General features: G+C 50.8%; 24 protein-coding genes. 16 read left to right on the plus strand and 8 right to left on the minus strand.

Going from position 1 to position 25,340, the window contains the following annotated elements; translation table 11 throughout:
* Positions 1-220 precede the first annotated feature (220 nt).
* From CLV60_RS29455 to CLV60_RS29470, 4 genes are all read left to right on the plus strand, one after another.
* Complete coding sequence (locus CLV60_RS29455; RefSeq protein WP_229211187.1) at positions 221-1,273, plus strand: sensor histidine kinase; 1,053 nt, start codon at positions 221-223, stop codon at positions 1,271-1,273.
* Positions 1,274-1,422: 149 nt separating this feature from the next.
* The gene (locus CLV60_RS29460) at positions 1,423-2,532 is read left to right on the plus strand and encodes a sensor histidine kinase (RefSeq protein ID WP_106598992.1); all 1,110 of its coding nucleotides are present in this window, start codon (positions 1,423-1,425) and stop codon (positions 2,530-2,532) included.
* Positions 2,533-2,536: 4 nt separating this feature from the next.
* A complete protein-coding gene (locus CLV60_RS29465) occupies positions 2,537-3,322 on the plus strand; it encodes a LytR/AlgR family response regulator transcription factor (protein WP_106598993.1) in 786 nt (261 codons plus the stop codon).
* Positions 3,323-3,412: 90 nt separating this feature from the next.
* Entirely contained in the window at positions 3,413-4,174 is a 762-nt protein-coding gene (locus tag CLV60_RS29470; RefSeq protein WP_146151620.1) for a hypothetical protein, read from the plus strand.
* Positions 4,175-4,176: 2 nt separating this feature from the next.
* On the opposite strand, the gene CLV60_RS29475 is transcribed toward CLV60_RS29470, so the two are convergent.
* The 6 genes from CLV60_RS29475 to CLV60_RS29495 all read right to left on the minus strand — a co-directional run bounded on the left by CLV60_RS29475 (position 4,177) and on the right by CLV60_RS29495 (position 12,220).
* Entirely contained in the window at positions 4,177-5,310 is a 1,134-nt protein-coding gene (locus CLV60_RS29475; RefSeq protein ID WP_106598995.1) for a metallophosphoesterase family protein, read from the minus strand.
* Positions 5,311-5,399: 89 nt separating this feature from the next.
* Positions 5,400-5,984 (minus strand): GNAT family N-acetyltransferase, encoded by a 585-nt coding sequence (locus tag CLV60_RS29480; protein WP_106598996.1) that lies wholly within the window; start codon positions 5,982-5,984, stop codon positions 5,400-5,402.
* Positions 5,985-6,158, minus strand: coding sequence for a hypothetical protein (locus tag CLV60_RS34390; protein ID WP_170118898.1), 174 nt, complete (start codon positions 6,156-6,158; stop codon positions 5,985-5,987). It abuts the gene before it with no gap.
* 125 nt (positions 6,159-6,283) lie between these two features.
* Entirely contained in the window at positions 6,284-7,384 is a 1,101-nt protein-coding gene (locus CLV60_RS29485; RefSeq protein ID WP_106598997.1) for a sulfatase-like hydrolase/transferase, read from the minus strand.
* A gap of 66 nt (positions 7,385-7,450) precedes the next feature.
* Positions 7,451-8,929 (minus strand): SusD/RagB family nutrient-binding outer membrane lipoprotein, encoded by a 1,479-nt coding sequence (locus CLV60_RS29490; protein ID WP_106598998.1) that lies wholly within the window; start codon positions 8,927-8,929, stop codon positions 7,451-7,453.
* 12 nt (positions 8,930-8,941) lie between these two features.
* Entirely contained in the window at positions 8,942-12,220 is a 3,279-nt protein-coding gene (locus CLV60_RS29495) for a SusC/RagA family TonB-linked outer membrane protein (protein WP_106598999.1), read from the minus strand.
* Between the two features lie 604 nt (positions 12,221-12,824).
* Here CLV60_RS29495 and CLV60_RS29500 point away from each other — a divergent pair.
* From CLV60_RS29500 to CLV60_RS29555, 12 genes are all read left to right on the plus strand, one after another.
* Entirely contained in the window at positions 12,825-14,009 is a 1,185-nt protein-coding gene (locus CLV60_RS29500) for a CehA/McbA family metallohydrolase domain-containing protein (RefSeq protein ID WP_106599000.1), read from the plus strand.
* Positions 14,000-15,580 (plus strand): ArnT family glycosyltransferase, encoded by a 1,581-nt coding sequence (locus CLV60_RS29505; RefSeq protein ID WP_170118899.1) that lies wholly within the window; start codon positions 14,000-14,002, stop codon positions 15,578-15,580. The genes CLV60_RS29500 and CLV60_RS29505 overlap by 10 nt, the downstream gene beginning before the upstream one ends.
* 179 nt (positions 15,581-15,759) lie before the next feature.
* Positions 15,760-16,269 (plus strand): RNA polymerase sigma factor, encoded by a 510-nt coding sequence (locus tag CLV60_RS29510; RefSeq protein WP_106599002.1) that lies wholly within the window; start codon positions 15,760-15,762, stop codon positions 16,267-16,269.
* Between the two features lie 11 nt (positions 16,270-16,280).
* Entirely contained in the window at positions 16,281-16,847 is a 567-nt protein-coding gene (locus tag CLV60_RS29515; protein ID WP_106599003.1) for a hypothetical protein, read from the plus strand.
* Between the two features lie 18 nt (positions 16,848-16,865).
* The gene (locus CLV60_RS29520) at positions 16,866-17,759 is read left to right on the plus strand and encodes a hypothetical protein (protein ID WP_229211188.1); all 894 of its coding nucleotides are present in this window, start codon (positions 16,866-16,868) and stop codon (positions 17,757-17,759) included.
* Between the two features lie 125 nt (positions 17,760-17,884).
* Positions 17,885-19,138 (plus strand): hypothetical protein, encoded by a 1,254-nt coding sequence (locus CLV60_RS29525; RefSeq protein ID WP_106599005.1) that lies wholly within the window; start codon positions 17,885-17,887, stop codon positions 19,136-19,138.
* Between the two features lie 238 nt (positions 19,139-19,376).
* Complete coding sequence (locus CLV60_RS29530; RefSeq protein WP_106599006.1) at positions 19,377-20,258, plus strand: alpha/beta hydrolase; 882 nt, start codon at positions 19,377-19,379, stop codon at positions 20,256-20,258.
* A 44-nt stretch (positions 20,259-20,302) separates the two neighbouring features.
* A complete protein-coding gene (locus tag CLV60_RS29535; protein ID WP_106599029.1) occupies positions 20,303-20,752 on the plus strand; it encodes a GNAT family N-acetyltransferase in 450 nt (149 codons plus the stop codon).
* A gap of 89 nt (positions 20,753-20,841) precedes the next feature.
* Positions 20,842-21,069, plus strand: coding sequence for a hypothetical protein (locus CLV60_RS29540; RefSeq protein ID WP_106599007.1), 228 nt, complete (start codon positions 20,842-20,844; stop codon positions 21,067-21,069).
* Positions 21,060-21,452 carry a type II toxin-antitoxin system VapC family toxin gene (locus CLV60_RS29545; protein ID WP_106599008.1) on the plus strand — a complete coding sequence of 131 codons (393 nt, stop codon included), beginning with the start codon at positions 21,060-21,062 and terminating at the stop codon, positions 21,450-21,452. Before CLV60_RS29540 ends, CLV60_RS29545 begins: the two co-directional genes overlap by 10 nt.
* A gap of 2 nt (positions 21,453-21,454) precedes the next feature.
* Complete coding sequence (locus tag CLV60_RS29550) at positions 21,455-21,913, plus strand: nuclear transport factor 2 family protein (protein WP_106599009.1); 459 nt, start codon at positions 21,455-21,457, stop codon at positions 21,911-21,913.
* A 161-nt stretch (positions 21,914-22,074) separates the two neighbouring features.
* Complete coding sequence (locus CLV60_RS29555) at positions 22,075-22,431, plus strand: helix-turn-helix domain-containing protein (protein WP_106599010.1); 357 nt, start codon at positions 22,075-22,077, stop codon at positions 22,429-22,431.
* Here CLV60_RS29555 and CLV60_RS29560 read toward each other — a convergent pair.
* Together CLV60_RS29560 and CLV60_RS29565 are read right to left on the minus strand one after the other, a co-directional pair.
* A complete protein-coding gene (locus CLV60_RS29560) occupies positions 22,428-22,859 on the minus strand; it encodes an SRPBCC family protein (RefSeq protein WP_106599011.1) in 432 nt (143 codons plus the stop codon). The two genes, CLV60_RS29555 and CLV60_RS29560, sit on opposite strands and share 4 nt — an antisense overlap.
* 120 nt (positions 22,860-22,979) lie before the next feature.
* Complete coding sequence (locus tag CLV60_RS29565; RefSeq protein WP_106599012.1) at positions 22,980-25,235, minus strand: ATP-binding cassette domain-containing protein; 2,256 nt, start codon at positions 25,233-25,235, stop codon at positions 22,980-22,982.
* Positions 25,236-25,340: the final 105 nt, after the last annotated feature.

Here is a 25,340-nt window from a genome sequence, read left to right on the forward strand (position 1 = left end):
TAGCTCAAAAACGTATTTAAACGGTTTTGCAGCAAAGAAATACCCTATTTAGTTTAATTACAAATTATTAAACCTTCTAACCCTTATTATTTTCATTCAAAATAAAAATAGCAGATGAGAGCAGTACCGGAAAGTAGCCGAGGCATGCCACGATGACGACCTGCTTCCGGATTTGTTTAAATTTGCGCGCTGTTCAGCAAATTTTACCAGACACCCCAACATGAAGCCTGCTTTTTTTTCGAAGTATGAGTGGTGGTACCATCTCGCGATGATGCCCGTCTGCTTCGCGCTGGGCAATTATTACCTGCTGGGGGAACGGTACTTCCTGCATTTACCCACCTTCCTGACTGCCTCTTCGCTGGCATTCGTACTCTACTGGTGGTCGGTGATGATCCTGACGGTCGTTATCCGGAAGACCGCAGGTAGCGCAGCCGAAGGGCAGATCCTTGAACAAATGCTGAAAATGCTCTGGAAGCTGGCCGCCGCTACACTATTGCTGGTCGTCTTCGATATCTGGATTTACAGTCTCATACCCGGCCTTGACGTCGGTTTCAGCTGGTCGAAAATCTGGCCGCTGGCACTCGTCGGCCTGCTGTGCGACGCATTCATTTGTGCATTGCTCGGCCTGTTCTACGCATTGCAGCAATGGAAAAACGACCAGGCCGACGATGAGAAACTGGCCCGGCAGTCGCTGGAAATCGAATTTGATGCACTGAAAGGTCAGGTTAACCCGCATTTTTTGTTCAACAGCCTCAATACGCTTTCGTCCCTTATCAGTGCCGATCCCGCGCAAGCCGAGGATTTTGTAGAAGACCTCGCGCGCATTTACCGTTACATGCTGCAAGGCGGCCGGACCGAGCTGGTGCCGCTGCAATCCGAGCTAAGCTTCCTGGAAGTGTACGCCCGATTGCTGAAAGTCCGGTACCACGACGCTCTCCTCGTGCAACTCCCCGACCGCTGCCCGGCCGACCTGATGATCCCGCCGCTCATGCTGCAAATACTACTCGATAACGCCGTTCAATACAACGTACTATCGCCCAGCCGCCCGCTGACGGTTACAATCAGCCTTACCAGCGACCGGGCTGTAAGGGTCACTAATAATGTGCAGATCCGTCACCGCACCCTGGGTGCCACGGGCACCGGCTTGCGCGGGCTTTCGGCGAAACTGCTGACCTTCACGTCCCGAAAATTAAAGATTGAAGAGGATAGTGAAATATTCTCCGTGACAATCCCTCTCCTACCCGACGCAATGCCAGCGCAGGTTCCGGTGTAATGACAATTCATTCCAATAAAAATACAGTTGATGCAACTTCTGTGCTTGCCGTTACGCGCATTACGCTATTTTTGAACCAGTCGCTTTGAAAATTGCGCAGTAGAACTGCCTAAGTATGCCTGCAAAACGGGCCATGCGACTACCTGACCATGAAGAAGAAAGCATTGTTTGAAAAACTTCCGGAAAAAATTCCTTCGGGAAGCGCCCCCGCTTACATCGCGGCTGCGTTGGCAATCCTGCTGTTTTTCAACTATATCACTGTCGGAGCGCATGTATTCCATGATATCGGCCTGTTCCTGAAAGCAACTTTACTGAATGCGGCATTGCTGGCGACATTATATGCCGTACAGTCGCGCGTGGCCGGCCATATTACCTCCCATTACAGCGATTTGCAGCAAACGCTTATTCGCGTGGCGCTGTCTATTTCCGCCTATGCATTGATTTCGGGCGGCTTTGTGCTTCTGATAGCCTGGCTCTATATCGATATGCGGCTGTTTGCCTCGACCCTAACCGTTCACACGCTGGTTATTATTTATATCGTAAACCTGGCCGCGATTGTGCTGATCACCGGTTTGTGGGAAACATTCGATGCGCTCGCACGCTGGCGCCAACACGAGATCAATACCGAGCGGTTGATGAAGGAGAATGTTAACGGGCAGCTCGAAAGCCTCAAAGCACAGATCAGCCCGCATTTTCTGTTCAATACATTAAACTCCCTTTCCGCATTGATTGGTGAGGACGCTGAAAAGGCCGAGGAATTTGTGGACGAGATGGCGCGCGTTTACCGGTACCTGTTGCAAACCAACCATTCGTCCGTCGATCAGGGCGATTTTGGACAGTTAACGACGTTAAAAAAAGAACTGTCGTTTATAGAATCGTATGGGCATTTGCTCAAAACGCGCTACGGCGACGGCATGAAGCTGTACATCCACGTGGAAGCGTGTTTCATGGATAGCCGCATTCCACCGCTGACGTTGCAGCTGCTGGTCGAAAATGCCGTAAAGCATAATGTGATCCGTGCCAGCAGGCCGCTCACGATTTTTATCCTGAGCACGGTGGACGGTCAATTGATGGTCCGGAATAATTTGCAGAAGAAAAACCTGACGGCGGGCGCCGAAAATATCGAGTCCACGCATGTCGGGCTCACCAACATTCTAACCAAATACCAGTTGCTGAGCGAGTACCGGCAAGGCCTGCCGCAGCCGCTGATCGAAAGCAACCACGAGTTTTTTACAGTAACCTTACCACTGATTTCCTGAAAGTATGAATGCGCTTATCGTTGAAGATGAAGATTTGTCGGTCCGCCGCCTGAAAAAAATGATCGGGGAAGTAGCACCGTCGCTGGATGTGGCGGGTGTTACCGACAGCATCGAACAAACGGTGGAATGGGTACACGAAAACCGTGCGGCGGGCAAAGCCGATCCCGACCTGATCTTTCTCGATATCGAGCTATCCGACGGCCAGAGCTTCGAGATTTTCAACCGGATCGAAGTTACGAGTGCGATCATTTTCACCACATCTTACGATGAATATGCATTGCAGGCGTTCAAACACAATAGCATCGATTACCTGCTCAAACCCGTGCATCGCGATGATTTGCAGCGGGCCTTGCAGAAGTATGAAAAAATGAAAAGCCAGCCCGTCGTCGACCACTCGCTGGCGGGGATCAGGAAGTTGCTGGAAGACTTTAAGAAGGCGTCGTCTGTTGAATACCGCCAGCGTTTCCTGGTGAAGCAGGGGCAGAAAATGCTTTCCATCGAAGTCGGTGAAATTGCCTATTTCTTTACCGACGACCGTTACAGCTTCTTCATGACCGATTCCAACCAGAAAATGCTCGTCGATTACACCCTCGACGAACTCGCCGAATCCCTCGATCCCGCCCGTTTTTTCCGCATCAACCGCGGTATGATGGTTACGCACCGCTCGGTCGATAAAATAGACCCCTATTTCGGCAACCGCCTCGCGCTCACGCTGCGGCCCGCACATAACAAGGAAGTGCTGGTGAGCAGGGAAAAAGTGGGAGATTTTAAAGTGTGGATGGGTAAATAGCAGAATATCGCGGGTGTTTTCAAAAAATACAACAATCGGTTACAACCATTAAGCGGTATCCCGAATCAGGATGATAAAACAGTCATGAAAATGAAAAAAACTCGACTATTATTCTTCCTCGCCCTATTCTGCGCAGCATGTACCGAACAATCCACCGAGCCGGAAATCATCATCGACCCGATCGCTGAACCGGGGCTGAAGGCAGCTCATTTCTATCTGACGGACCAATCGCATTACCGGGTAGAATACAAATACAATAATCTGCTCGAAAAGGAGATCCATCTCAAAGAAAATGGAGAGCCACTATCTGTGACCACCTATAAATATGACAACTACCGGCTGATTGAACAACAATTGGATGCCGATCCGAAAGCCGGAAAATTCACATTCCAATACAATGCAGACACGCTGATTTCCTCGGAATACAAAGATTCTGCCGAGAAGCCTCAGAATTTCACCAGAACCTACTCGTATCCGGATAAGAACACGGTGCGGATAGTCGAAAAAGACCTGGTATCAAAAACCGAGCAGCACATTTACCTCTATATTAAAGAAGGCAATATTGTGAGGACCAAAACACTCGACCCGGTTACCGATCAGGTGAAAGAGGAAAATCAGTTCGAATACGACCAGCATCCCAATCCCTATTTCCCATTGACAGGCAAAGCCGGTAATCCGATGTTCCGCTCACAGCGCAATGTGACCCTCATGCGTACGCTATTCCGAAATGGTGAATCGGTTAATTCAGAGATCAGGTATGCCTACGAATACAAAGGTGCATGGCCGGTAAAAAGATACCTGCTGCTCACAAACGACAAAAAGCTGCTCCAACAGGAGTACTTTTACGAATAGCCTCAAACTTTCAGCACAAGCCTGTCTTCGAGCGCCGCGTTCCTGCCCGGCTCCGCGCGCCGCTCGTGCGGGAGCGTGTAGAACTCCACTGTTATGGTAATGCCGCCGACGGTTCTTTCCAGCAGCACTTTCAGAAAGCCGTGTTTGGTATCGCAGCTATGTTCTAGATTAATGCCTTCAAACTCGGGTAAATCGCTGGTGAAGCGGTAGTCGCTGGTGTAAGCCACCGGATGCAGCTCGTCGTAGCCCCCGCTGCCCGCTACAATGAAGGGCAGCACGCGGCCGCCGCGGCTTTTGTAATGCCTGCTGAAACGCTGGTAGTTATGTACGTGCCCGCTGAAAACAATGTCCGGATAAATGCCGGTCTCTTCGAAAACGCATTCCAGGAGCTCGATCATCGGCATGCTCGAACCGTGGTTGATATCCGCGGAATAGGGCGAATGGTGCAGGCAAAGGATCACCGCTTTGCCGGGCCGCTCGCTGTCGGCGCGTTTGAGTTCGTGGATCAGCCACTGGCGTTGCTCGTCGGTCACCACACCGAATTTCGGCACGTTGCTGTACATCCCAATGATATTAGCCAGCGGCGTAAGCAGCGTCCAGTACACATTGGGCTGCACCATACTTTTGCGTTCTGCATTGCCGCTGAAAGAGACAGTGCGCCGTTCCGTATCGCAGAAAACCGTTGTAAAGGCATCCAGGCTGTTGTAACGCACACGACTATCGGGATTGACATCGCTGTCGTGGTTACCCGGAATCGCGAAAATGGGGCCGGGATATTGCCGGTAAGGCTCAAAAAACTGGCGCTGATACTCGCTCGCCTCTCCGAAGTTGTAGACGACATCACCCAGGTGAAAGAGAAACTGCGGTTCATATCCGGTTTTCTCGGCCGCTTCGAACTGCTTCACCATCTCTCCCACCACCAGTTTCTGAAAATCCGGCGTGCGGATACTGCCCGTATCGCCTACCATATGAAAAGCCAGCTTGTTCTGATCCGGCACCGGATCAACCGATTCAAGATCTAAATGATAAGGATATTTCCCGGACGGTTTCGGGGCAGGCTGGTACTTGAATGTATCGTCGGGAACGTCTCGTTTGAAAACGGGTTTGGAGAATTTCTTGGAAAAATCTGATTTCATTACGGATGGCCGCCATTTGTCAGCCTTTTGGTATCAACTGACGGCAAGCTAGTAAAAAAGGCGGTCGGAACTGTAAAATTTACATTAAATCAGACTGACTGCCTCAGGGCTCTTGCCTGCTCTATCACGCTTTTGATGTCAAAATACATGGTCCTGAAATTTCCGCATGGTGCAGTATGGTCGCTATCCACGTGTTCGAAGCCGAAACGCTCGTAATAACCGGATATGTCATACCCCGTGTCCGGGTCAAACAACGCATCCACTGTGATGAATCTGATACCAACGCGATTCGTCAGATCGTTGGTTACGTACTGTATCGCCCATTCCAGAAGCCTGCTTCCTACACCTTTCGCACGCCTGTCCGCAGCCAGCCAGCCGATTTTAATGGCAGGAAATGTTTTGTAACCAATACCTTCGTTTTCGAGCAGACAGTATTCACTGGTTAGTTTATCCGCCATTAATGTAATATACCCTGCTAGATTGTTTCCGTGCTCTACTATCCAGCATTTGCTCGTCAGCGACTTACATTCCATTTTAATTTTTCTCCCTTTGATGTAGGTAGCAAAATCATTGCGAATGCATTTAAAACCCTGACCTAGGTTGTCCAAGTCAGGGTTCATTTCTTTCACTTCACATTCTAAAAAATCGATTCCTTCAAATCTTGTGTGTGACATTTACTTATCATTTTTTGCCATTCGCTCAGCATTTACTATTCGTTCAGCTACCCTCCTCGCAGTAGCCAGTGCTTGTTCATTCGCAATGTAGCCACCAGAATCAATCGCTTTCAACAGCTCCTCGGCTTGCTTTCCCACAACGGGTTTCGATATGGTGTTGCCTGTGTATTTCATATTGATCGCATGAGTTTTTGATGTTCAAAAATAAAACATTCCTTCCTGTAATCAACTAGCCGTTTTTCACATACTTACCATACAACCCGTCTCATTTATCAAGCGACAAAAAACTTTTCAATAGCTCATTTAAACACCGTTTTCACAGGTTCTCCCACGGGGTGATTGGCAGCGAATTTGAAGCCCATCAGCTGCGCCACGGTTTGAGCGAACTGGTCCTGGTAAACCTGCGACTGGCTTTTCATTTCGCCGGTTGCCGGGGTATCCGGGCCTATGACCGCCATCCAGGTTTCGTTGGAGCCCGGTGCCGAGGTGCCATGGCTTGTCCAGCGGTCGCCAAGGCCACGGCCGTGGTCGGGATAAACGATGATGGTGGTTTTGTCTTTATAGAATGGATCAGCCTGCATGTAGTTCCAAAGGCTTGCTACCATCGCATCGACGTAATGCGCGCCGTCGAGATACGAATCATATTGGCCGTGATGACCGAACTCGTCCATGTCTGCAAAGTCGATATGCACCACGCGCGGGTGGTTCGCCTCGATGTACGAGCGTGTCAATGCATAGGTATGCGCGTCGAAACGCACCGTTTTGCCAAAGTATTCAGGCAGATAATTTTGGAGCTCGTTGGCCAGTTTCTGGGCTTCGGTGAGGTTGTTTCCTTTCACTTTCTCGCCGGGAATATTCACGAGCATGCCGTTGCGATCGCGGTTGAGAATGCGGGAGAGCGCGTCCCACGAAGCAAATGTGACCACTTTGCCCTCGATCCCCTTTTGCTTGTTGAAGAATTCGAGTACGTTTTCGTTCGGGTTGTTCGGATAATCATTGCTGTTAACTTTCTCGTCGTAGTATCCGCAAAGCGTTTCGCTCCGGCCCGGATAAGAAAACCAGTATTTGTTACGAACATTCATAAGGTTACCCAAATCGCGGTTACCATAAAGCTGCCCATGTTTTGAAATGGTATTCCAAAAGAAGGGCATCAGCTTATTGCGGCGTTCGGCGACGTTTTTGCCCCAGTATTTCGTGCTCATCGCCGCCGAATCCTGCTGGCGGTATTTTTTGGTATAAAACAAAACCGAATCCGCTCCGCGGAAGATCTCCTGCCAGCGACAGCCGTCGACGGAGATCATGACTACATTTTTCGTTTTGGTTTGGGCGACAGCCGTAATGCTCACGGCTACCGTGAATACTGCCGCCAGAATCGAGGTGAGTACAAAGGTTTTCATCATGTTAAGGTTAAGAGTCCGGAAAAGTAAAAACTTCCTCCGGACTGACGATCCGGAGGAAGGAGAAATTTATTTAACAAGCCACATCACGCCATTCTGCGTGTCGGCTCCATTGAACTGCGTTTTGAGCGAGGCTTTCACATTCACCTCATTGGTCGTGTATTCCGAGGTCGGGTAAGCCCAGCGGACGGGGATCTGGTTGTTGTTTGAATTGGATTGACCGATATCGAATGCAGGAATACCCGTTCGGCGGTAGTTGTAAAATGCCTGGCGTCCCGAGTTTTCGAAGAATGCCATGTACTTCTGTTCCAAAATCTTCTGCAAACCTTTGTCGGTGTTACCCGGGTACGGGTTCGCCGCCAGGAATTTATCGATTTCCGATTGAGCAATGTTGTAAAACTTCATCGACTCCGTCACGCCCTTGTTGTAGTAATCTGCCGCATTCCCGGCCAGCCAGCCGCGGTTGATTCCCTCTGCAATGCTGAAATTCACTTCATGCGCACCCAGCTGGATTGCCGGCACACCCGCCGCTGATGCTTCCCAATAGTCGAAATTAATCATCGAAAGTAATCCTTTTCCCGCTTCTTCGAGCAATGTCGATTGCAGGTCGCCGGTTTTGCCGCCGCCGTAGCGCAGGTACACATCCGCATTACCTTTTAATGCCTCGGCTGGCAATGCCACTACGAGCAGGCGCGGGTCGCGGGTCGTTTTGGCGATATTCACAAAGGTAGCACCCAGCGTGTTGCGCTTGTCGTTTTTCACCACGACCCCATTGCTAGGCCACAGCGGGTAAGTATTAATGGTATTGTAAACAACCTGGAAGTTATCCGCATTGGTGGTAATAAGCGGGTATTTCGCCGGATCGTTCACGATCGCCGCGAACTGCTGCTTTACGTTCAGGTCGGCGGTATCGTCGGCACGTTTGCTAAGGCTGATAAGCACGCGCAGCCGGTACGAGTTGATCAGCTTCTGCCATTTGGCCAGATCGCCGCCGTACAGGTAATCGCCCGAAATAGCGGGCTTTTTCGCGATAAGCGCGGGCATTTCGGCATTGGCTTCATCCAGCCATTTCAACACCTGGACGTAGATGTCCTTCTGACTATCGTATTTCGGCTTGAAAACCTCGTCGCTCACGCCTTTGATCGCCTCCGACATCGGGACGTCTCCGAACATTTCGGTGGCGCGGCTGTAAAAATATGCCTTGAAAAACTTCGCGAGCGTGAGGTAATGCGCGCCCACGTCGCCGGCTTTGGTCGCTTCGATCTCCATCCGGCTCACATTGCGGAGCGAGTTGTAGAAAACGTCGTAGGAACCGGTCGTCCAGCCGTAGGCCTGGCCGTCATAGTAGGCCTCGTTCTGCGTCATGAACTGGTTATGACGGTGATCGGTACTCCATGGCGAATCCCAGGTGTTGGTCAAAATCCCCGTGAGGATAAGGTCCGCGGATGGATTGGTAATCGCGCCCGGGTCCTTTTGCAGCGTATCGATATCCTGGCAGCTTCCCAGCCCGAGCGCCAGCGACAATATCATGTATTTGATCTTTTTCATTGGTAATTCCGGTTAGAAAGTCACATTCAAATTGGCCCCGAAGCTCTTCACAGACGGCGTCTGGAAACTGGTAGTCGTGCCTGTAAACTGATCGAGGTCGATGTTTTTGGTATATTTCCCTGTAAAATAGAGCAGGTTACGTCCCACGAGCGACAGGCTGGCCGCGGATGCGAAATGTGTTTTCGAAAGCAGTTTCGCAGGGAAATTGTACGTCAGCACAACCTCGCGCAGTTTTACGTAGGTACGGTTCTTGGCAGCGATGTATCCCGACTGGTAGTAATTTGTCGCCCACGCCTGCCAAAGTACCGGCACGTTGTTGTCTGTAAACTCACGGGTATCGGAGATCACATTACCATCCTGATCGGTGTTCAGCTGTCCTTTCACGATCCGTTTTCCGCTGGTCATCACAGAGCCCTTGTAGTCGGGATTATCACGGTTTTGCCAGTCTTTCAACCGGTATTCGTTCGCCGATTCCGGCGCCGTACCGCTACCGAACTGCTTGGTATACATATAGTTGTTCACCTTTCCACCGAAACGGCCATCCACCTGGAAGCTCAGCGTGAACGATTTGTGCGTGAACGTGTTATTGATTCCCGCCGTGAATTTGTTGTCGTAATAGCCGATTTTCGAGTTGTACGGATTGTAAGCAGGCATTCCGTTCGAACCTACAATGATATTACCGGCTTCGTCACGCTGAAAATCTTTGATATAATAGGCGTCCTGACGCTCTCCAACATGAATGTTACCATCCCGCTGTTGCACACCGTCGATCTTGTCGAGCCATTTGTGGTTCAGCGACCAGTTGGCCGACACATTCCAGGTCAGGTTTTCGTTCTTCACGACTGTTCCGTCTACGCCCAGTTCAATCCCTTTGCGTACGTACGTGAAGGCGTTGCGCTGCACACCCGACACGCCCGAAGTAATGGACGTAGGCACACTCACGATGCCGGGTCCTTCGACATTCCGGAACACCGCCGCGTCGAAACCGAGTCTGTTATGCAGGAAGCGCATTTCCAAACCGAGTTCGAAGGTTTTCACACGAGCTGCTTGCAGGTTATCGCTGTAAAGCGTGCCGGTGTAGCTCACGCCGGTGTAGGAGTTGTTCCAGGGCGCCGAACTCGTGTAAGTCGGGAGCAGTTTATAAATGTCGTATTGCAAGTTCTCGTCCACAAAATCGCTCGCCACATTGGCATAAGCACCGCGCACCTTCGCAAATGAGATGGCTTGCGGCAGGTCGATCACCTCCGAAAGCACCGCGCTCAATGAAGCCGACGGGTAGAAATAGGTATTGTTCTTTTTCGGCATCGTGCTCGAACGGTCGGCCCGGCCTGTGAGGCTCAGGAAGAGGAAGTCTTTGTATTCCATATCCACAAAACCATAAACACTTCCCACCCAGCGCTTGGCGTAGTCATTGGTAGACGTCGAAGGCTGTACGGAGTTCGAAAGATCGTACACACCCGGCACGAGCAAGCCTTTGGTGGTTTTACCGGTAAGCGAAGTCACTTTCACCGAGCGAAGGTTACCGTACAACGAGGCATTCAATCCGAAATCCTTCCCGAAGCGGTTCTCGTATTTCAACGAAGCTTCGGTATTGTTCTCCCAGAATGTGTCATAAGTTTCGGAGTAGCCGCCGGCCTGGTTCGGAAAACCGAAATTGTAAAGGTTCGACGAAATCGGGGCGCGTGTGCTGCGGTTGCGATTCCAGGTGCTCACGTTGGTGCGTGCATTGAACGTCAGCTTGTCGCTGATTTTGTAATTCATCTGCGCGAAACCGTACACATCGTTCTTATAATAGGTTTTCAATGCCTCGTAGGCGGTCATCCATGGGTTATCGTAGATGGTATATTCCCGGTTGTACTGCTGGGCATTCTCCTTGCCGGGCTGCCAGTAGTTGCGTAGGTCGTTCACGTCGTAATCCACCCCACCCCACACGGTAAATATGTAAATTGGGCTGGCGGGACCGTAATCGAGCGTCGGATAGTTGGGCGAATATTGGCGGTTGTAGTTGATGCTCGCGTCAAAGCGCATCTTTTTACCTGCATTAATTCCCCCTGAAATGTTCACGTTGGTACCGCCAAGTTTGGTATTGGGCATCTGGCCGCGCTGGAATGTCTGTGAAAGCGACAGGCGGAAATCACCGAACTCGTTTTTGCTGGAAATAGCCAGGTTATTGGTGCTCAGCAAGCCGTTACGAAGGAAGTTGGTGAGGTTATTCTTGCCTCTCGCCAGCCAGGGGATAGGTACCAGTTCGCCGGTTTTTGGGTCTTTGGGACTGTTGTACTGGGTAATGAGCTGCCCTTCGAAACGCGGGCCCCAGATATTGTAGTCGTTGTCGTTGATCCCGCCGCCGCGGCCGTCTTTAAATGCATATTCGTAGTCACTACCCGGGCCGTATTCCGACTGGTATTTGGGGATTGCATTAAAACCGGTCTGCAACTGGGTACTCGAATTGAAATCGACCGTAAAGCCTTTCTTCGCGCCGCTGCCTTTTTTGGTAGTGATGATGATCGCCCCGTTCTGGCCGCGGTTACCGTACAATGCAGCCGCACTCGCTCCTTTCAGCACGGAATAGGTCTCGATGTCGTCCGGGCTCAGGTTCCAGGAATCGGTGTTCATCGGCACGCCGTCGACCACATACAATACCCTGTCGCGTCCGCGCAAGGTCACCTGCGGGCTGGAAAGCAAATCGGGGCTTTGTGCGATCGTAAGGCCTGCTACCTTGCCCGTCAGCGAGCTGATCGCATTCGGTTCCCGCGCTTTCACCATGGTAGCGCCCTTCACTTCCGACACCGAATAACCCACCGCCTTTTTCTCCTTCTTAATACCCAAAGCGGTGACCACCACTTCATTAAGCTGACGCTGGTTGGCTGTTAAAGCAATGTCGATCACCGTTCTGTTCCCAACTGCCATTTCCTGCGAAATGAAGCCCAGGAAAGAAAACACCAACGTATCTTTTTCACTATCAACCCGCAGTACGTACTTCCCGGTAGCGTCGGTAACCGTCCCGCGTGAGGTTCCTTTGATGAGGATATTCACTCCGACGAGCCCTTCCTTGCCTGCACCTTCGGTAACTTTACCGCTGATAGCCCGCTCATTCTCGGCTGCATTAAGTGTCGAACGTACAGCTTTATACGTACGCTCTCCCGCAAGCGCATTTTCCCGCCTCAGCTTGGCACCATAGGCGTCCGCTTCGCCGGGAAGCACCGCCGAGAGCCCCAGGCACAGCGTGAGCGCAACAGACCAGCACCCGCCAGGGCGCTTCCGCTCTAAAAACGTAATCTTTTTTTTCATAAGTGATTGTTAATTAGCTGGTATTTCAAAGTCAAAAGGGTTCCATCGAAGGCGAAAAAGGCCTTCTTGCAATTGTGCACGCGGTAAACGCGGGCAAAGCGCTGCACTAGCACCAAACAGCCGGGTGCCCAGGTTCGATCGCCGGGCATATGGTTCCCGGCCAACGGTGGTCGTTCAAAAACAAAAGTTGTCGGTTAATTCATGTACAGTCGGGATTGTGAACAAATACTAAACAGTCTTTGATTATCACTACGTCGAAATATTCTGCGGCTAAAACCTAAAAGTAAAGTATAATTAAACAATCCAAAAACATTTCCCAATATTTATCTTCAAATCCTCCATTATGTGCTCGACCACATCTTCGCAGGTTTACAAATACTCGATATTTCCGGCTTGCAACACAAAGGTATTTCAGACTTCTCAGAAATAATTTACCTCAATGTTAATTAATATTTAACTTTTACAAGATTCCACCCCCGACTGCCCTGCAGCTGCCTGAAAGCGTCCGCCGCATGGGCGGCGATTGTTAAGTATTTGAGAACAATCAAAACTTCTCATTTCCCTAATAATGGCTTAATACCACAAAAGCATCTTTGCGGCACTTATGAAGATACTCCGCATATTCCTGCTCGCCTTTTGCTCGTGGGTACTCTGGCTGCTCGTGTCCCAGTTCTTGTTCTGCCCACGCTACCAGTTCAATGACCCGATTCCCTTCGAAGGCCCCGCCCTTTACAACCCCTACGACTCGATCAGCAGTTCACCGTGGGTCAAATGCAACTTTCACGCGCATGCGCATGCCTGGGAAGGCGTAACCAACGGGCACGGGACGGCATCGGACATTCATAATGCTTACAAAGCACTGCATTACGGCGTGTATTGCGTATCAAACTATCACCATATAGATACCACCCATTCTACTCATGCCAATTACCTTCCGGCGTATGAGCATGGGTACAATATCCGGAAAACACACCAGCTAGTCCTTGGAAGCACCGAAGTGCAATGGCTGGATTATCTTTTTCCGCAAACCGCACATAACAAACAACATGTATTGAGCCATCTCTCTGGGACCGACAATGTGTTGATACTCAACCATCCGGCGCTCAAAAACGGTTACACCGCCGAGGATCTCGCCCAACTGGCAAATTATGATTGTATGGAGGTACTGAACCCCTCGGTAACTTCCACCGCTCAATGGGACGCCGCATTATCGGCCGGTAAGCGGGTATTTATAGTAGGCGACGATGATATTCACGATGTCATCTCAAAAGAACGGCTCGGCACGCGGTGTACGTTCGTCAACGTCAGGAATAACTCGGCAAGCGAGGTGATCCGTGCGTTAAAAACCGGAAAAAGCTACGGGGTGATCGTCGGCGAAAACCAGTCCCACGATTCCATTCCGCATTTGCAGAGCCTGACGGTACACCACGACACAATCCAGGCCCTGATGACGCAAACAGCCAGCGAAGTGACCATCACAGGCCAAAACGGCAGGGTACTCGCCCTCGCCCGCCACGCCGACCGCATCAGCTACCGCATCACGCCCGGCGACCGCTACGTGCGCGTGACCTTCAAGTATGCCAACGGCACGGAAGTTTTATTGAACCCTGTGTTTTTCACCCCAAAAAACGGGTATCAGCCGGTGCCCGTTTACGAGAATTTCAACGAAACCATGTTTTTCAGGAGCATCGGTACCTGCATTCTGGGAGGATGGCTGCTGCTCGTGGTGCGACTGATCACCGGCCAGCGACAGCAACGCTACGGACGACGCAGGCTGTCATGGCGATAGAATACATCCAAAAAAACCCGCTCACCGTACTGGTGATCGTCTTTACGGTCATCCGAATCCTCATCGCCAACCTCATTAACCTCGGCAACGACGAAGTTTACTACTTCACCTACGCCGTGCTCCCCGATTGGAATCATTTCGACCATCCGCCGCTAGTCGGGATATTCATCCGCATTTTCACTTTCAACCTCCATTGTAATTCTGAAGTATTTGTGCGAATGCCCGGCATTGCGGCGGCGGCGGTTAATACCTGGCTGATTGCCCGTTGCGGCACACTGATCAAAAACCGGAATACCGGGCTGATCGCCGCCCTGCTTTATAATACCTCCGTATACACGAGCATTCTTTCCGGGATTTTCATCCTGCCCGATTCGGTACAGCTTACTTTCTGGCTGGCTGCATTGTCTACCATGCTGCGGTGCGTCAAGGCCACAACTCCGTCGGATATTAGCCGCTATCTGCTGCTTGCGGGACTGTGGATCGGGTTGGCGACAATGAGCAAGGTGCACGGCGTGTTCCTCTGGCTCGGCTTTCTCGGTTTTATCTTTTCCGATCGCCGCGGCCTGCTCAAAAGCCCTTGTTTGTATGCGTCAATAGCCATTACCGCACTACTAATCTCCCCGATTTTGTTCTGGAATATCGGCAACGATTTCATTACCTGGCGCTTCCATAGCGAACGCGTGACGGTGAGCGACAGCGGCATTAATGTCAAATCATTCATCCGGACGACCATCGGCCAGATTTTGTATGCGAACCCGTTTCAGATAATCCTATTTCTGCTAACAGGCAAAACGCTTCTACGCAGGCGTTCGATTGATTCTACCGCGTCCGTCGACGCAACCTCAACGGCATTGCTATTATGGTGCAGTTTGCCCATCATCGCCTGCACCACACTCGTTTCGCTTTTCCGCGACACCTTACCGCATTGGAGCGGGCCGGGCTTCCTGGGACTCATGCTATTAGGAGCTGCCTGGGCTGACCAGTCTACTTCCCCAGGGCTTAATAACCTTCGCAAAAAACTGCTGGCCGGTTCGGCCGGGCTGATTCTTTTTGTGTTCACAGTCGGGCCTATCCTCATCCGCTGCTACCCGGGTACAATGAGTCCCAAACCCTTCCCGCATACGGGTGCAGGCGACGCAACACTGGACATTACCGGCTGGGAGCAGCTGTTACCCGCATTCGAAAAGCTCCGCAACGATGATATTGCCAATGGCAAAATGACCCGTAACGCTCCGATGTTCGTACATAAATGGTTTCCCGGCGCACATATCTACTACCACGTCGCGTACCCGCTCGGCATGCGTACCGTGGGTGTCGGAAAGCTCCAAGATCTCCATCAATTCGCATGGCTGAACCAACTTTACGGAAAGGTTCCGCCCGGCACCGACGCCTGGTACATTACCCCTTCCAACAATTTCAGCGACCCCGCAGATCAATTTGCGGGGCAGTTTGAGCGGTTCGAAAAGGCAGGAATCATCACACAACGACGTGGAGGCCAAATCGTCCGGTATTGGTTTGTGTACCGGCTGAGGAATGCGAGTGGGATTTTGGGGCCTACGGCCGACGACTGACGGCTGACAGCCGACCACACTTGGGCCTTACGGCCTGACCATGGTCTATGGTCGGGCCGTAAGGCCCCATGGTCGTCGGCGGTCAGCGGTCGGTCGTCGGCGGTCAAAAAAAACATTCCCCATACAACCTTTTCCACATCTTGCGGCCTCTTTGATATGAGTACGCTAAAAAACCCCGCATGACTTCGGAAGCCGATTTGATAACTGGTTGCCTTTTAAATGACCGTATTGCCCAGCGACAGCTGTACGACCGCTACAAAAAAGCGATGTATACCCTCGCCTACCGCATTACAGGTGATTTCGACGATGCCAATGACGTCTTGCAGGACGCATTTCTGGAAGTATTCAAGCACTTGAACCAGTTCCGCGGCGAGTCGACGCTCGGTGCATGGGTGAAACAGATCGTCGTCCGGAAATCGACCAAGAAAAAGCGGCTGGTAATCTGGCAAAATGTTGATGATTATACGGGTGAAGCGGTTGATTGGGGCGAATCAGAGATCAATGTAGCGCACCTCGAAACGGCGGTTTTGTCGCTGCCTGACGGCTTCCGGACCATTTTCGTACTCGCCGAAGTGGAAGGTTACACGCACCGGGAAATCGCGGTAATGCTTAATATTTCGGAGGGAACCTCAAAATCACAATTGTTTCATGCCAAAAGAAAGCTCCGCGCGATGCTTTCGGCGAACTGACCTCGATACTGATGGAAAAGAACCATACAAACCTGCAAAATGCGATCCGCCGCTTCCCGGCCTACGAACCGGGAGACGAGGTTTGGAATGTTATCAACGAAAACCTGCTGGCACAACCGCTTCGGGAAGCACTTTCGAAAATGCCCTCTTACGAGCCGGACGATAAACTTTGGGATCTCATCGATCGCAAAAATACGCGGCAGCAGCGCTGGAAATGGGGATATGCAGCCGCCATACTGCTGATGGCCACCGGAATCGCCTGGCTGATGCTGCCGACCGGTTCGGCCCGGGTCGCCTATTCACAGGAAACCGTCGACCAACGGCTGCAAATGGATGCCGACTTGAAGACCGACCAGCAATATCACCTCCTGAAAACCTATTGTGAGACAGAGACGCTGGTATGTAAAAGTACCGAATACAAGTCGTTGCAGCAGGAATATGAGCGGCTCAGCTCTGCGTCGCAACAGCTCGTCCAGGCGATCGGCGATTACAACACCGAGCCCGCCCTCCTGCGCCAGTACAACGAAATTGAAAGACAAAAAACGGGCATTTTGAATGCAATGGCCAAAATGATTTAAGCACCAAAAACGATGAAAATGTATTTTAAAAATATCCGAAAACTGCCGTTGCCTCTGCTGCTTGCATGGGTGCTCGGAAGCCTGCCCGCATGCGCGCAGGGAAAATTACAGGTAGCCACGAAACGAATTGAAAAGACTGTGAGCGCACCGACCGTGCGGACGCTGTATATCAGCGCGGAAAAAGCCGATATCGAGATCGTAACCTGGGACAATTCCGACATCGCGGTGGTCATGGAGCTCTCGGCCCGCCACCCCGACCGCGCTACCGCCACGCAGGACCTTTCCAAGTTGCAGTACATCGCCGACCGTAATGGGAAGGATTACTTCCTGCGCAATTATATTGTATTAAAAGATGGGGAGAGCAAGCCCGTTTCGAACCTGAAAGCGCGATATACGATCCATTTGCCGGCGTCATGCGCCGTCGACCTCAAAAACTCGTTCGGTACGATCACCCTCCGCGGGCTGACCAACCAACTGAACCTTAAAGCGGATTTCTGCACAACAAACCTGACTGGATTGAGCGGCAAAGGTGCCCTGCAAACGACGTTCGGAGAGCTTTCGGGCAACGAACTGGCAGGGACATTCACCTTTGCGAGCGACCACACCAACGTCCGCCTGGAACAGATCGCCGGGGCCATCCGGATCGATGCGGCGTACGGGAATGTCGAAATTTTCCCGACCGTGGGCCTCACCAGCCTGGGAATCCACTCCAAAAAGGCCGAAGTGACGCTCCTGGCGAAGAACTGGCAGCATTTCGACTATACCATCAACGGCGCCTACGCCACCATGAAATTGCCCAACGGATTTAAATGGAAGCGCAATACCGCCGATTTTAAAGAAGCATTTTTCTCCCGCAACCAACTCGCCAGCGTCGACATCAATGCCGAGTTCGGAAGGGTCACGATTAAATAAAACGGGTGCTCTCACTATTAGCCATGAATGTAAAATAGCCCTCCTCTTTAACCATTAAAAACTGACTAACAACCGCCTATCGATAGCACTTTTACCTCTTTAAACCTGACCCCGACGGCTATTTAATGCAAAAAGGTGTATTGTTCGTCCTGCTCATGCTGCCATCCCTCGCCGCACGCGCGCAGGATACCGTGAGCGTATCCTATTCCGAAGAATCCGACACGCTGGTAAAACAGCGTTTCCTGGACCGGTACGAAAATGTGTTTATGACCAAAGTTCCAACACGGCATATGTTTAAGATCGGGCTGTCGCAGTATTATCAGGCCAAGATCTTTGCCCTATCGGACGACCGCACGGTCAACAGTACCTCGCTGCATTTGGGCTACGAGTTCAAGTTTCTGCCTGCATTCTCGATCGCGCTTTCGGGTCATATCCCCTACTATGACCTCCGAACACCATTTCGGGAGTCATTCCAAAACACGGTCCTGGATGCTCAGCTACGTTGGTTTATCAATATGGGAAGGCGCATCAGGCAAGGGAAAAGTGCCAACAATTTCAGCGGCAATTACCTGGCGATATTTTATAATATGCCTAGCACGGCCGATGACGATCCGCGGATAGGACTAAAACTGGGTTTTCAGCGAAGGTTCCTAAATTTTGGGTTCATGGATTTTGCAATCGCACTGCAACAAGGGACGCCATTCTTCCACTATGGGATCGTGAACAACTGGGACCTTTCCACGCAGGCGAGTTTTGGTTTCGCATTCGGCGACTGGAAAAAAGCCGCGATCGGGCCCCTATGCGATGTTTTCCTTTGCGACGAACACCTCTCAAACCAATGGAAAATCAGGTTACCAGAACTAACATTGGGGAGATACATGATCAGGATCCGGACTGCCCTGGCCTTTGAGCAGAAGATCGGCACATCCCCGTTCAGTCTTAATTTTCAATTGAATGCGGACCACAGCGATGGCTTTAACGACGTCAGAAATCCTGAATCTGCCGCGGGATTTCGCTACGTGCTGTCGAGATCGAAAGAAAAGGCAGTCAGTTTGTCTGTTCAGCCCCGATATTACTTCCTAAGCAAAATGCAGAAGCTGAGAGGCAAAGGGGGCCACGGTTTCTCGGGGCCCTATACCGGCATCAACACCGCTTATGTGCATTACAAAGGCAACCACCGTTTTTTCGGCTACACTTTCGACCACGTCACCCGGGAGACGAACAGTATAGAAGCCGGCCCGCTGCTCGGTTACCAGTTAAGGGTTTTCCGCCACGGTTATGTCGATTGCAACACCTCTTACAATTTCAAAGAATACTTAGGAAATACAGACACCGGTTTCGGTTTCACAACGAATATCACAGTAGGACTCGCCTTCTGACGCGCCCAACCAATTATTTTACGAAACAACAATCGCGTGACACGCACTGCGAAAGTCTGGGTAGGCATTGCTTTGCCTGTCATTATCGCCCTGCGGTCCTGATCCACTATGCTATAAATGGCCGAAAAACCAATTTTTAGGCTGACAGCCTCATCAAACGATTTTGAGCAGGTAGAGACAACGGTTTTCTGCTTTACTAAGCATCAGACCTGAAAAACGGTCGCTAACCTGCGGACTTATGAATATCCCGAAAATTTCATTCATCGTTTACCGAACGCTCTGCGTGATTGCAGTAGCTTGTTGCTTCGCACAAACCGACGGCCTGGCACAAAGCACTTCAAAAATTATCCCCCTCTGGGAAAATGGCGCACCGGGATTCGAAAACAAGCGAAGCGAGCCCGAATCTGCAAAGGATTATTGGGTCAAAAATATTCATAATCCATCATTACAGGTATTTACACCAGCCGCAGGCAAGGCGAACGGGACGGCCGTAGTGGTATGTCCGGGCGGTGGTTTCAGGCTGCTTGTTTACAATGCGGAAGGTGTACAACCGGCTGAATACCTGGCCAAACTGGGCATTACTGTTTTTGTTTTGAAATACCGGCTCCCGCGTGAAGAAGGCTCGCCTTACTCGCTCGACAAACATCCGCGCGAGGATGCATTGCGGGCGATCAGACAGGTGCGCAGTCATGCGAAGGAATACGGGATAGATCCCGCACGCGTGGGAATGCTCGGATTTTCGGCGGGCGGCGAGGTAGTGGCATCGGTGGCTTACGTTTCCGGCAAAGGCGAACCCAACGCCAAGGACCCCGTCGACCGCCTCGACGGAAGGCCTGATTTTCAAATGCTGATCTATCCCGGCCCCCTCGGCATTCCCGAAACCGTCCCGGCGGATGCCCCACCTGCATTCCTGCTCACTGCCAATGACGATCCGTGCTGCGGCGTCACCACAGCCAGCCTGCTCGTCAAATACCGCGAAGCGAAACGCCCCGTCGAGGCACATCTCTATACCAAAGGCGACCACGGTTTCAACATGGGCGACCGTTCGCCATTACAGAGTATCAAATCCTGGCCGCAGCGGATGGCCGATTGGCTGGGGGATAATGGATATTTGAAATAAATCCCACCGGCCTGTTATCTTGCGGCATGTCCGATACAAAAGTCATGAAATCCATTGATTACGTCATTTCAACGCCAACTTCCATCGATTACCCGGCCCTGATTGAAATTTGGGAAGCTGCCGTCCGAGCCACCCACCATTTTTTACATGAAGAACACATTCAGCATTTCAAACCCTTAATCCTGAATCAATACTTTGACGCGGTCGATCTGTTCTGCATCCGGGACCAGTCAGACATGATCATGGGCTTCGCAGGGTTCTCCCCTGAAACCGTTGAAATGCTCTTCGTCCATCCCGACCATTTCGGCAAAGGCATCGGTAAGAAGCTGATGGAATATGCAATAACGGGACGATCTATCCGCAAAGTGGATGTAAATGAGCAGAACCCGGATGCATTGGCATTCTACCAACGTTTGGGTTTTGCAATAAAAAGCCGGTCACCACTGGATGGCTCGGGACTGCCGTTTCCTATTTTGCATTTGGAATTACCCTAGGATCATTTGTTGATGGCCGGTTGAGAATCAGGTAAACCACAAGAGGAACAAAATTGTTAAATTAGTATCGCTTATCAACCAGCTATACTATGACTATCCATGAACAGATCGTGCAGGATGTAGAAACGGTAACCCGGGATACCCTTCTTAGGTCGAAGCTGTTCGATTTCCTCCAATCGCTGAAAGCTACTTCGCCGCAACAGCCAAACAAGGACAAAATACTGTCTTTCGCCGGAACTATTGACGATAACGAGGCAACGGAAGTGCTGAAAATCATCGCTGATGAGTTCAACAGAATAGATGGTGAATGGCACTAAAACAGATTGCAATCGACACAAACATCGCTATTGAAGTATTAAACGGCAATGAAGAGACATTGCAAGTGCTTTCACAATACGATATTGTTGCGTTGCCCGTAACCGTATGCGGCGAACTGATTTATGGCGCAAAAAACTCCCAAAAGGCCAGGAGCAACCTGGGTCGGTACATGTCGTTCATAAATGCATGTGAAATTCTGGATGTTAAAACGCCCGTTGCTTCTGAATATGCATCAATCAAATTGAAACTTAAAGAGACCGGACATCCGATCCCGGAGAACGATATCTGGATAGCTGCCGTTTGTCAGTCCCACGACGTGCCATTACTTAGCCGTGACAGACATTTTTCGTACATTACATCCCTTCATCTTCTCGATCCCTGATTATGAACCGACCGTTACTTTTGCTGCTTGTTATCTTCGCCCTTACCGCTTGCCAACCCAAAGAAACCAACCAGGAAACGTCAGCAACCAAGAATTTAGATAACGAAAATCTGGTCAAACAGTATTTCGGGCATTTCAACAGGCACGACTGGCAACAAATGGCGGCAATGTATTCCGATACGGCCGAATTCAAAGATCCCTCACTTGGTGAAGGCGTCGTTCCGCAAACTCATGAGCAGATTATCAAGAAATACGGTGAGTTGCAGCAAATGATCCCGGACGTGCGGGACAGTGTCGTCACAATCTATCCTTCGGGCGACAAACACATCATCGTAGAATTTATCTCAACCGGCACCGCACCCGACAAATCGAAGTTTGCGTTGCCTATCTGTACCATTTTCACGATCGAGAATGGCAAAATCACGCAGGATTTCACGTACTACGATAATTTTAGTGAGTAGCCTGGCGATCAGCCCTTGTCTCCACTGTTAAATTCCACCACTTTCTTGAACAGATTCTGTTACCTTTTTCCAAAATCGCGTACAAGTAGGTGAATGCGACTTGTAGAATATGACCGCATTGACGCCAAAACCATTCAATACAAATAGAAAGCCATTTCCTGATGGAATTAAAACCCATAAAAAACGAAGCGGAGTACGATCAATTCCTGGAATGGGTTGATAGCCAATTTGATGCTCCACCAACGCCAGATAGTCCGGAGGGCAACAAACTGCAAATTGCCTTGCTCCTGGTTAAGGCTTACGAGGATGAGCATTATCCGATTCCTTCGCCTGATCCGATCGATGCTATTAAACTCAAAATGGATGAGAAAGGTCTCAAAAGCAAAGACCTGGTTGAGTGGGTCGGAAGTAAGAGCTATGTCTCCGCTTTGCTGAACCGAAAAAAACCGCTTACTCTCAAACTAGCAAAGCTTTTTCACGAAAAACTAGGCATTCCCGCACGGGTTTTGCTTGGTTAAAACTCCCTTTCCTGATAAGCCAACCCCTTCCCCTTTTCGCAATAGTCTTTCAAGCTGAGCAAAAACATAGCCCAGTTGTAGTTGCACCATTGGTAAAACTCGGTCAGCTCACGCCAGTTGAAGTGCTTTAATACGATGGCGGTGACACCGTTTTTTCGCTCGAAAAGCTCGAACGACACGCCGGTACCGATCCATTCGGGGTCGGAATGGGTACAGAGCCATTCGATCCGCTTGTTTTCGGTTAGTTCAACCATTTGCATTAAAACGTGATCGTCGTCGCCGAAACCGAAGTCGGAAATGGCACCGACTTCACTTTGAACCGTCAGGTCGGTGGTCCAAATGCTCCCCAGCCCCTCCTGCGTTGTCAATGCTTCGTATATTTTTGAAATGGGTGCCTTAATGTAGTTGATGTGCTCGATCTTCTCCATGATGTTCGCTATTGAGTTCCTGATCGGCAAATCTAGCAGCGAAGGAAATGCCCGGCATTGGGGAAACGGGACATTCGAGGGGTTAACCGGGACAAATGATCCCCCCGAATGCCTCCGTTATTATTTTCCACCCCGCAAATACGCCGCCGTCAACGACTTCTCCGATTTCAGCAAATCGGCCGGGGTACCTTCGAACAATATCTGCCCACCTTTGTGCCCGCCCTCAGGGCCGAGGTCGATGATCCAGTCGGCGTGTTTCATGACTTCCGTATTATGCTCGATCACGATCACCGAATTGCCCTGGTCGACCAGATGATCGATAATTTCAAGCAAATGGCCCGTGTCAGACATATGGAGGCCAGTCGTTGGCTCGTCCATGACATAAATCGTTCCGTTCTTGTGCAGCTCGCCGGCCAGTTTGATACGCTGGCATTCACCACCCGACAAGGTACTCAGCGGCTGGCCAAGTGTAAGGTAATTTAACCCCACCTGGTTCATTGCAGTCAGTTTGTGAACGACTTCTTTGGTTTTGAAAAATGCCAGCGCCTCCTCCACGGGCATATCCAGCACATCGGTAATCGACTTGCCATTGACCTTATATTCCAGCACTTCCGGCTTGAAACGCTTGCCTTCGCAGGTTTCGCAAACCGTTTTTACAGGTTCCAGGAATGCGAGGTCGGTAAATATAAAACCCAGCCCCTGGCATTCAGGGCAAGCGCCGTCGGAATTAAAGCTGAACAGCGACGCACTTACCTTATTCGTTTTGCCAAACAGCTTGCGGATATCGTCCATAATACCGGTGTAAGTTGCCGGATTGGAGCGAATGGAAGTCCCAATAGCCGACTGGTCGATCACGATCGCTTCCGGGTGTTGCGAAAGAAACACGCCGTTGATCAGTGAGCTCTTACCCGAGCCCGCCACGCCGGTCACGACCGTAAAAACGCCGGTAGGAATGTCGACCGACACATTTTTAAGGTTATGGCGTTTGGCATTCTTCACCTTTAATGCACCGGTTGGCTGCCGGAATGTCGATTTTACTTTCAAATCCCGATTGATGAATCTGCCGGTAAGGGTCGGGGCTTGCAGGAGTCCTTTATAATCGCCGGAATAGACGATCTCCCCACCGCCACTTCCGGCCTTCGGCCCTACATCCACAATGTAATCGGCCACCCGTATCACATCCGGATCGTGCTCGACGACCAGGATCGTATTCCCCTTATCGCGCAGTTTTTGCAAAAGCTCGTTCAGGCGGTGCACGTCGCGCGGGTGCAAGCCAATGCTGGGTTCGTCGAAAATGTAGGTGATATCGATCAGGCTACTGTTCAAATGCTTCACCATTTTGATACGCTGCGATTCCCCTCCGGACAGTGTACCGGTTTCGCGGTCGAGGCTCAGGTACCCCAGCCCGATGTCGACCAAATGCTCCAAACGCTCGGTCAGGGTGTCGATCATCGGTTTAGATACCGGATCCTGGATTGTACGGATGATTTTGACCAGCTCCGAAACCTCCATCGCCGACATTTCCGCGATATTCAGGCCATTAATGCGGCACGCCAGCGCCTTTTCGTTCAGGCGAGCGCCCTTGCATGCGGGACAATCGCCCATTTTCAGGAACCGCTCCACTTTTTTGACGGTCTTCTCCGAAATCTCACTGCTGTCCTTTTGGATGTACAACCGGTTGAACTTGTCTACCAGGCCCTCGTACTTCGTATCGAATGTCATGCCGTTGTAGTTGGATTCGTAGGTCCCCTTCCCGTACAGCAGCGTATGCATTTCCTCGTCAGAGTAATCTTCCAGCTTCTTCTCATTATCGATCATACCCGAAAATGTGTAAGCTTTCCAATACCAGGTTCCGACTGCGAAAACCGGAAAGAGAATGGCTCCTTCGTTGAGCGACTTCGTAGGGTCCAGGAATTTTTCAAGGTCGATTTCCACCTTTTTACCCAAACCATTGCATTCCGGACACATACCGGCCGGGTCATTGAAGGAAAATGCATTGGAAAACCCGGCATGCGGCTGGCCCAGTCGGGAGAACAGCAGGCGCATAACCGCCGAAATGTCGGTAATGGTGCCCATTGTGGACCGTGAGTTTCCTCCGAGCCGCTTCTGGTCGATGACAATGGAAGTAGAAAGGTTTTCGATGGCGTCGGCCTCCGGCTGGCTGATGCGCGGCAGGCGGTTACGGATAAACATGCTGAATGTCTCGTTCAGCTGGCGCTGTGCCTCTGCACCGATGGTATCGAAAACAATGGATGATTTTCCCGAACCGGAAACACCTGTAAAAATGGTGATTTTCCGTTTGGGGATATCGAGTGAAACATTTTTCAGGTTATTTTCCCTTGCACCGCGAATGCGGATGTACTCCTGATGGGTCATAAGTGATTTGTTAATGAGTGAATGGTCAGGTGTGGTCACGTAGTCAAATGTGGTCAGTTTTAGTCATGTGTTGTCAAGGTAGTCACTTTCGCAACTGATAGCATC

The sequence above is a fragment of the Dyadobacter jiangsuensis genome (assembly GCF_003014695.1).
Taxonomy (GTDB): Bacteria; Bacteroidota; Bacteroidia; order Cytophagales; family Spirosomataceae; genus Dyadobacter; species Dyadobacter jiangsuensis.

Coding starts and splice junctions, on each gene's coding strand:
- CLV60_RS29455 (WP_229211187.1), top strand. CDS start 221: ATGAAGCCTGCTTTTTTTTCGAAGTATGAGTGGTGGTACCATCTCGCG.
- CLV60_RS29460 (WP_106598992.1), top strand. CDS start 1,423: ATGAAGAAGAAAGCATTGTTTGAAAAACTTCCGGAAAAAATTCCTTCG.
- CLV60_RS29465 (WP_106598993.1), top strand. CDS start 2,537: ATGAATGCGCTTATCGTTGAAGATGAAGATTTGTCGGTCCGCCGCCTG.
- CLV60_RS29470 (WP_146151620.1), top strand. CDS start 3,413: ATGAAAAAAACTCGACTATTATTCTTCCTCGCCCTATTCTGCGCAGCA.
- CLV60_RS29475 (WP_106598995.1), bottom strand. CDS start 5,310: ATGAAATCAGATTTTTCCAAGAAATTCTCCAAACCCGTTTTCAAACGA.
- CLV60_RS29480 (WP_106598996.1), bottom strand. CDS start 5,984: ATGTCACACACAAGATTTGAAGGAATCGATTTTTTAGAATGTGAAGTG.
- CLV60_RS34390 (WP_170118898.1), bottom strand. CDS start 6,158: ATGAAATACACAGGCAACACCATATCGAAACCCGTTGTGGGAAAGCAA.
- CLV60_RS29485 (WP_106598997.1), bottom strand. CDS start 7,384: ATGATGAAAACCTTTGTACTCACCTCGATTCTGGCGGCAGTATTCACG.
- CLV60_RS29490 (WP_106598998.1), bottom strand. CDS start 8,929: ATGAAAAAGATCAAATACATGATATTGTCGCTGGCGCTCGGGCTGGGA.
- CLV60_RS29495 (WP_106598999.1), bottom strand. CDS start 12,220: ATGAAAAAAAAGATTACGTTTTTAGAGCGGAAGCGCCCTGGCGGGTGC.
- CLV60_RS29500 (WP_106599000.1), top strand. CDS start 12,825: ATGAAGATACTCCGCATATTCCTGCTCGCCTTTTGCTCGTGGGTACTC.
- CLV60_RS29505 (WP_170118899.1), top strand. CDS start 14,000: ATGGCGATAGAATACATCCAAAAAAACCCGCTCACCGTACTGGTGATC.
- CLV60_RS29510 (WP_106599002.1), top strand. CDS start 15,760: ATGACTTCGGAAGCCGATTTGATAACTGGTTGCCTTTTAAATGACCGT.
- CLV60_RS29515 (WP_106599003.1), top strand. CDS start 16,281: ATGGAAAAGAACCATACAAACCTGCAAAATGCGATCCGCCGCTTCCCG.
- CLV60_RS29520 (WP_229211188.1), top strand. CDS start 16,866: ATGTATTTTAAAAATATCCGAAAACTGCCGTTGCCTCTGCTGCTTGCA.
- CLV60_RS29525 (WP_106599005.1), top strand. CDS start 17,885: ATGCAAAAAGGTGTATTGTTCGTCCTGCTCATGCTGCCATCCCTCGCC.
- CLV60_RS29530 (WP_106599006.1), top strand. CDS start 19,377: ATGAATATCCCGAAAATTTCATTCATCGTTTACCGAACGCTCTGCGTG.
- CLV60_RS29535 (WP_106599029.1), top strand. CDS start 20,303: ATGAAATCCATTGATTACGTCATTTCAACGCCAACTTCCATCGATTAC.
- CLV60_RS29540 (WP_106599007.1), top strand. CDS start 20,842: ATGACTATCCATGAACAGATCGTGCAGGATGTAGAAACGGTAACCCGG.
- CLV60_RS29545 (WP_106599008.1), top strand. CDS start 21,060: ATGGCACTAAAACAGATTGCAATCGACACAAACATCGCTATTGAAGTA.
- CLV60_RS29550 (WP_106599009.1), top strand. CDS start 21,455: ATGAACCGACCGTTACTTTTGCTGCTTGTTATCTTCGCCCTTACCGCT.
- CLV60_RS29555 (WP_106599010.1), top strand. CDS start 22,075: ATGGAATTAAAACCCATAAAAAACGAAGCGGAGTACGATCAATTCCTG.
- CLV60_RS29560 (WP_106599011.1), bottom strand. CDS start 22,859: ATGGAGAAGATCGAGCACATCAACTACATTAAGGCACCCATTTCAAAA.
- CLV60_RS29565 (WP_106599012.1), bottom strand. CDS start 25,235: ATGACCCATCAGGAGTACATCCGCATTCGCGGTGCAAGGGAAAATAAC.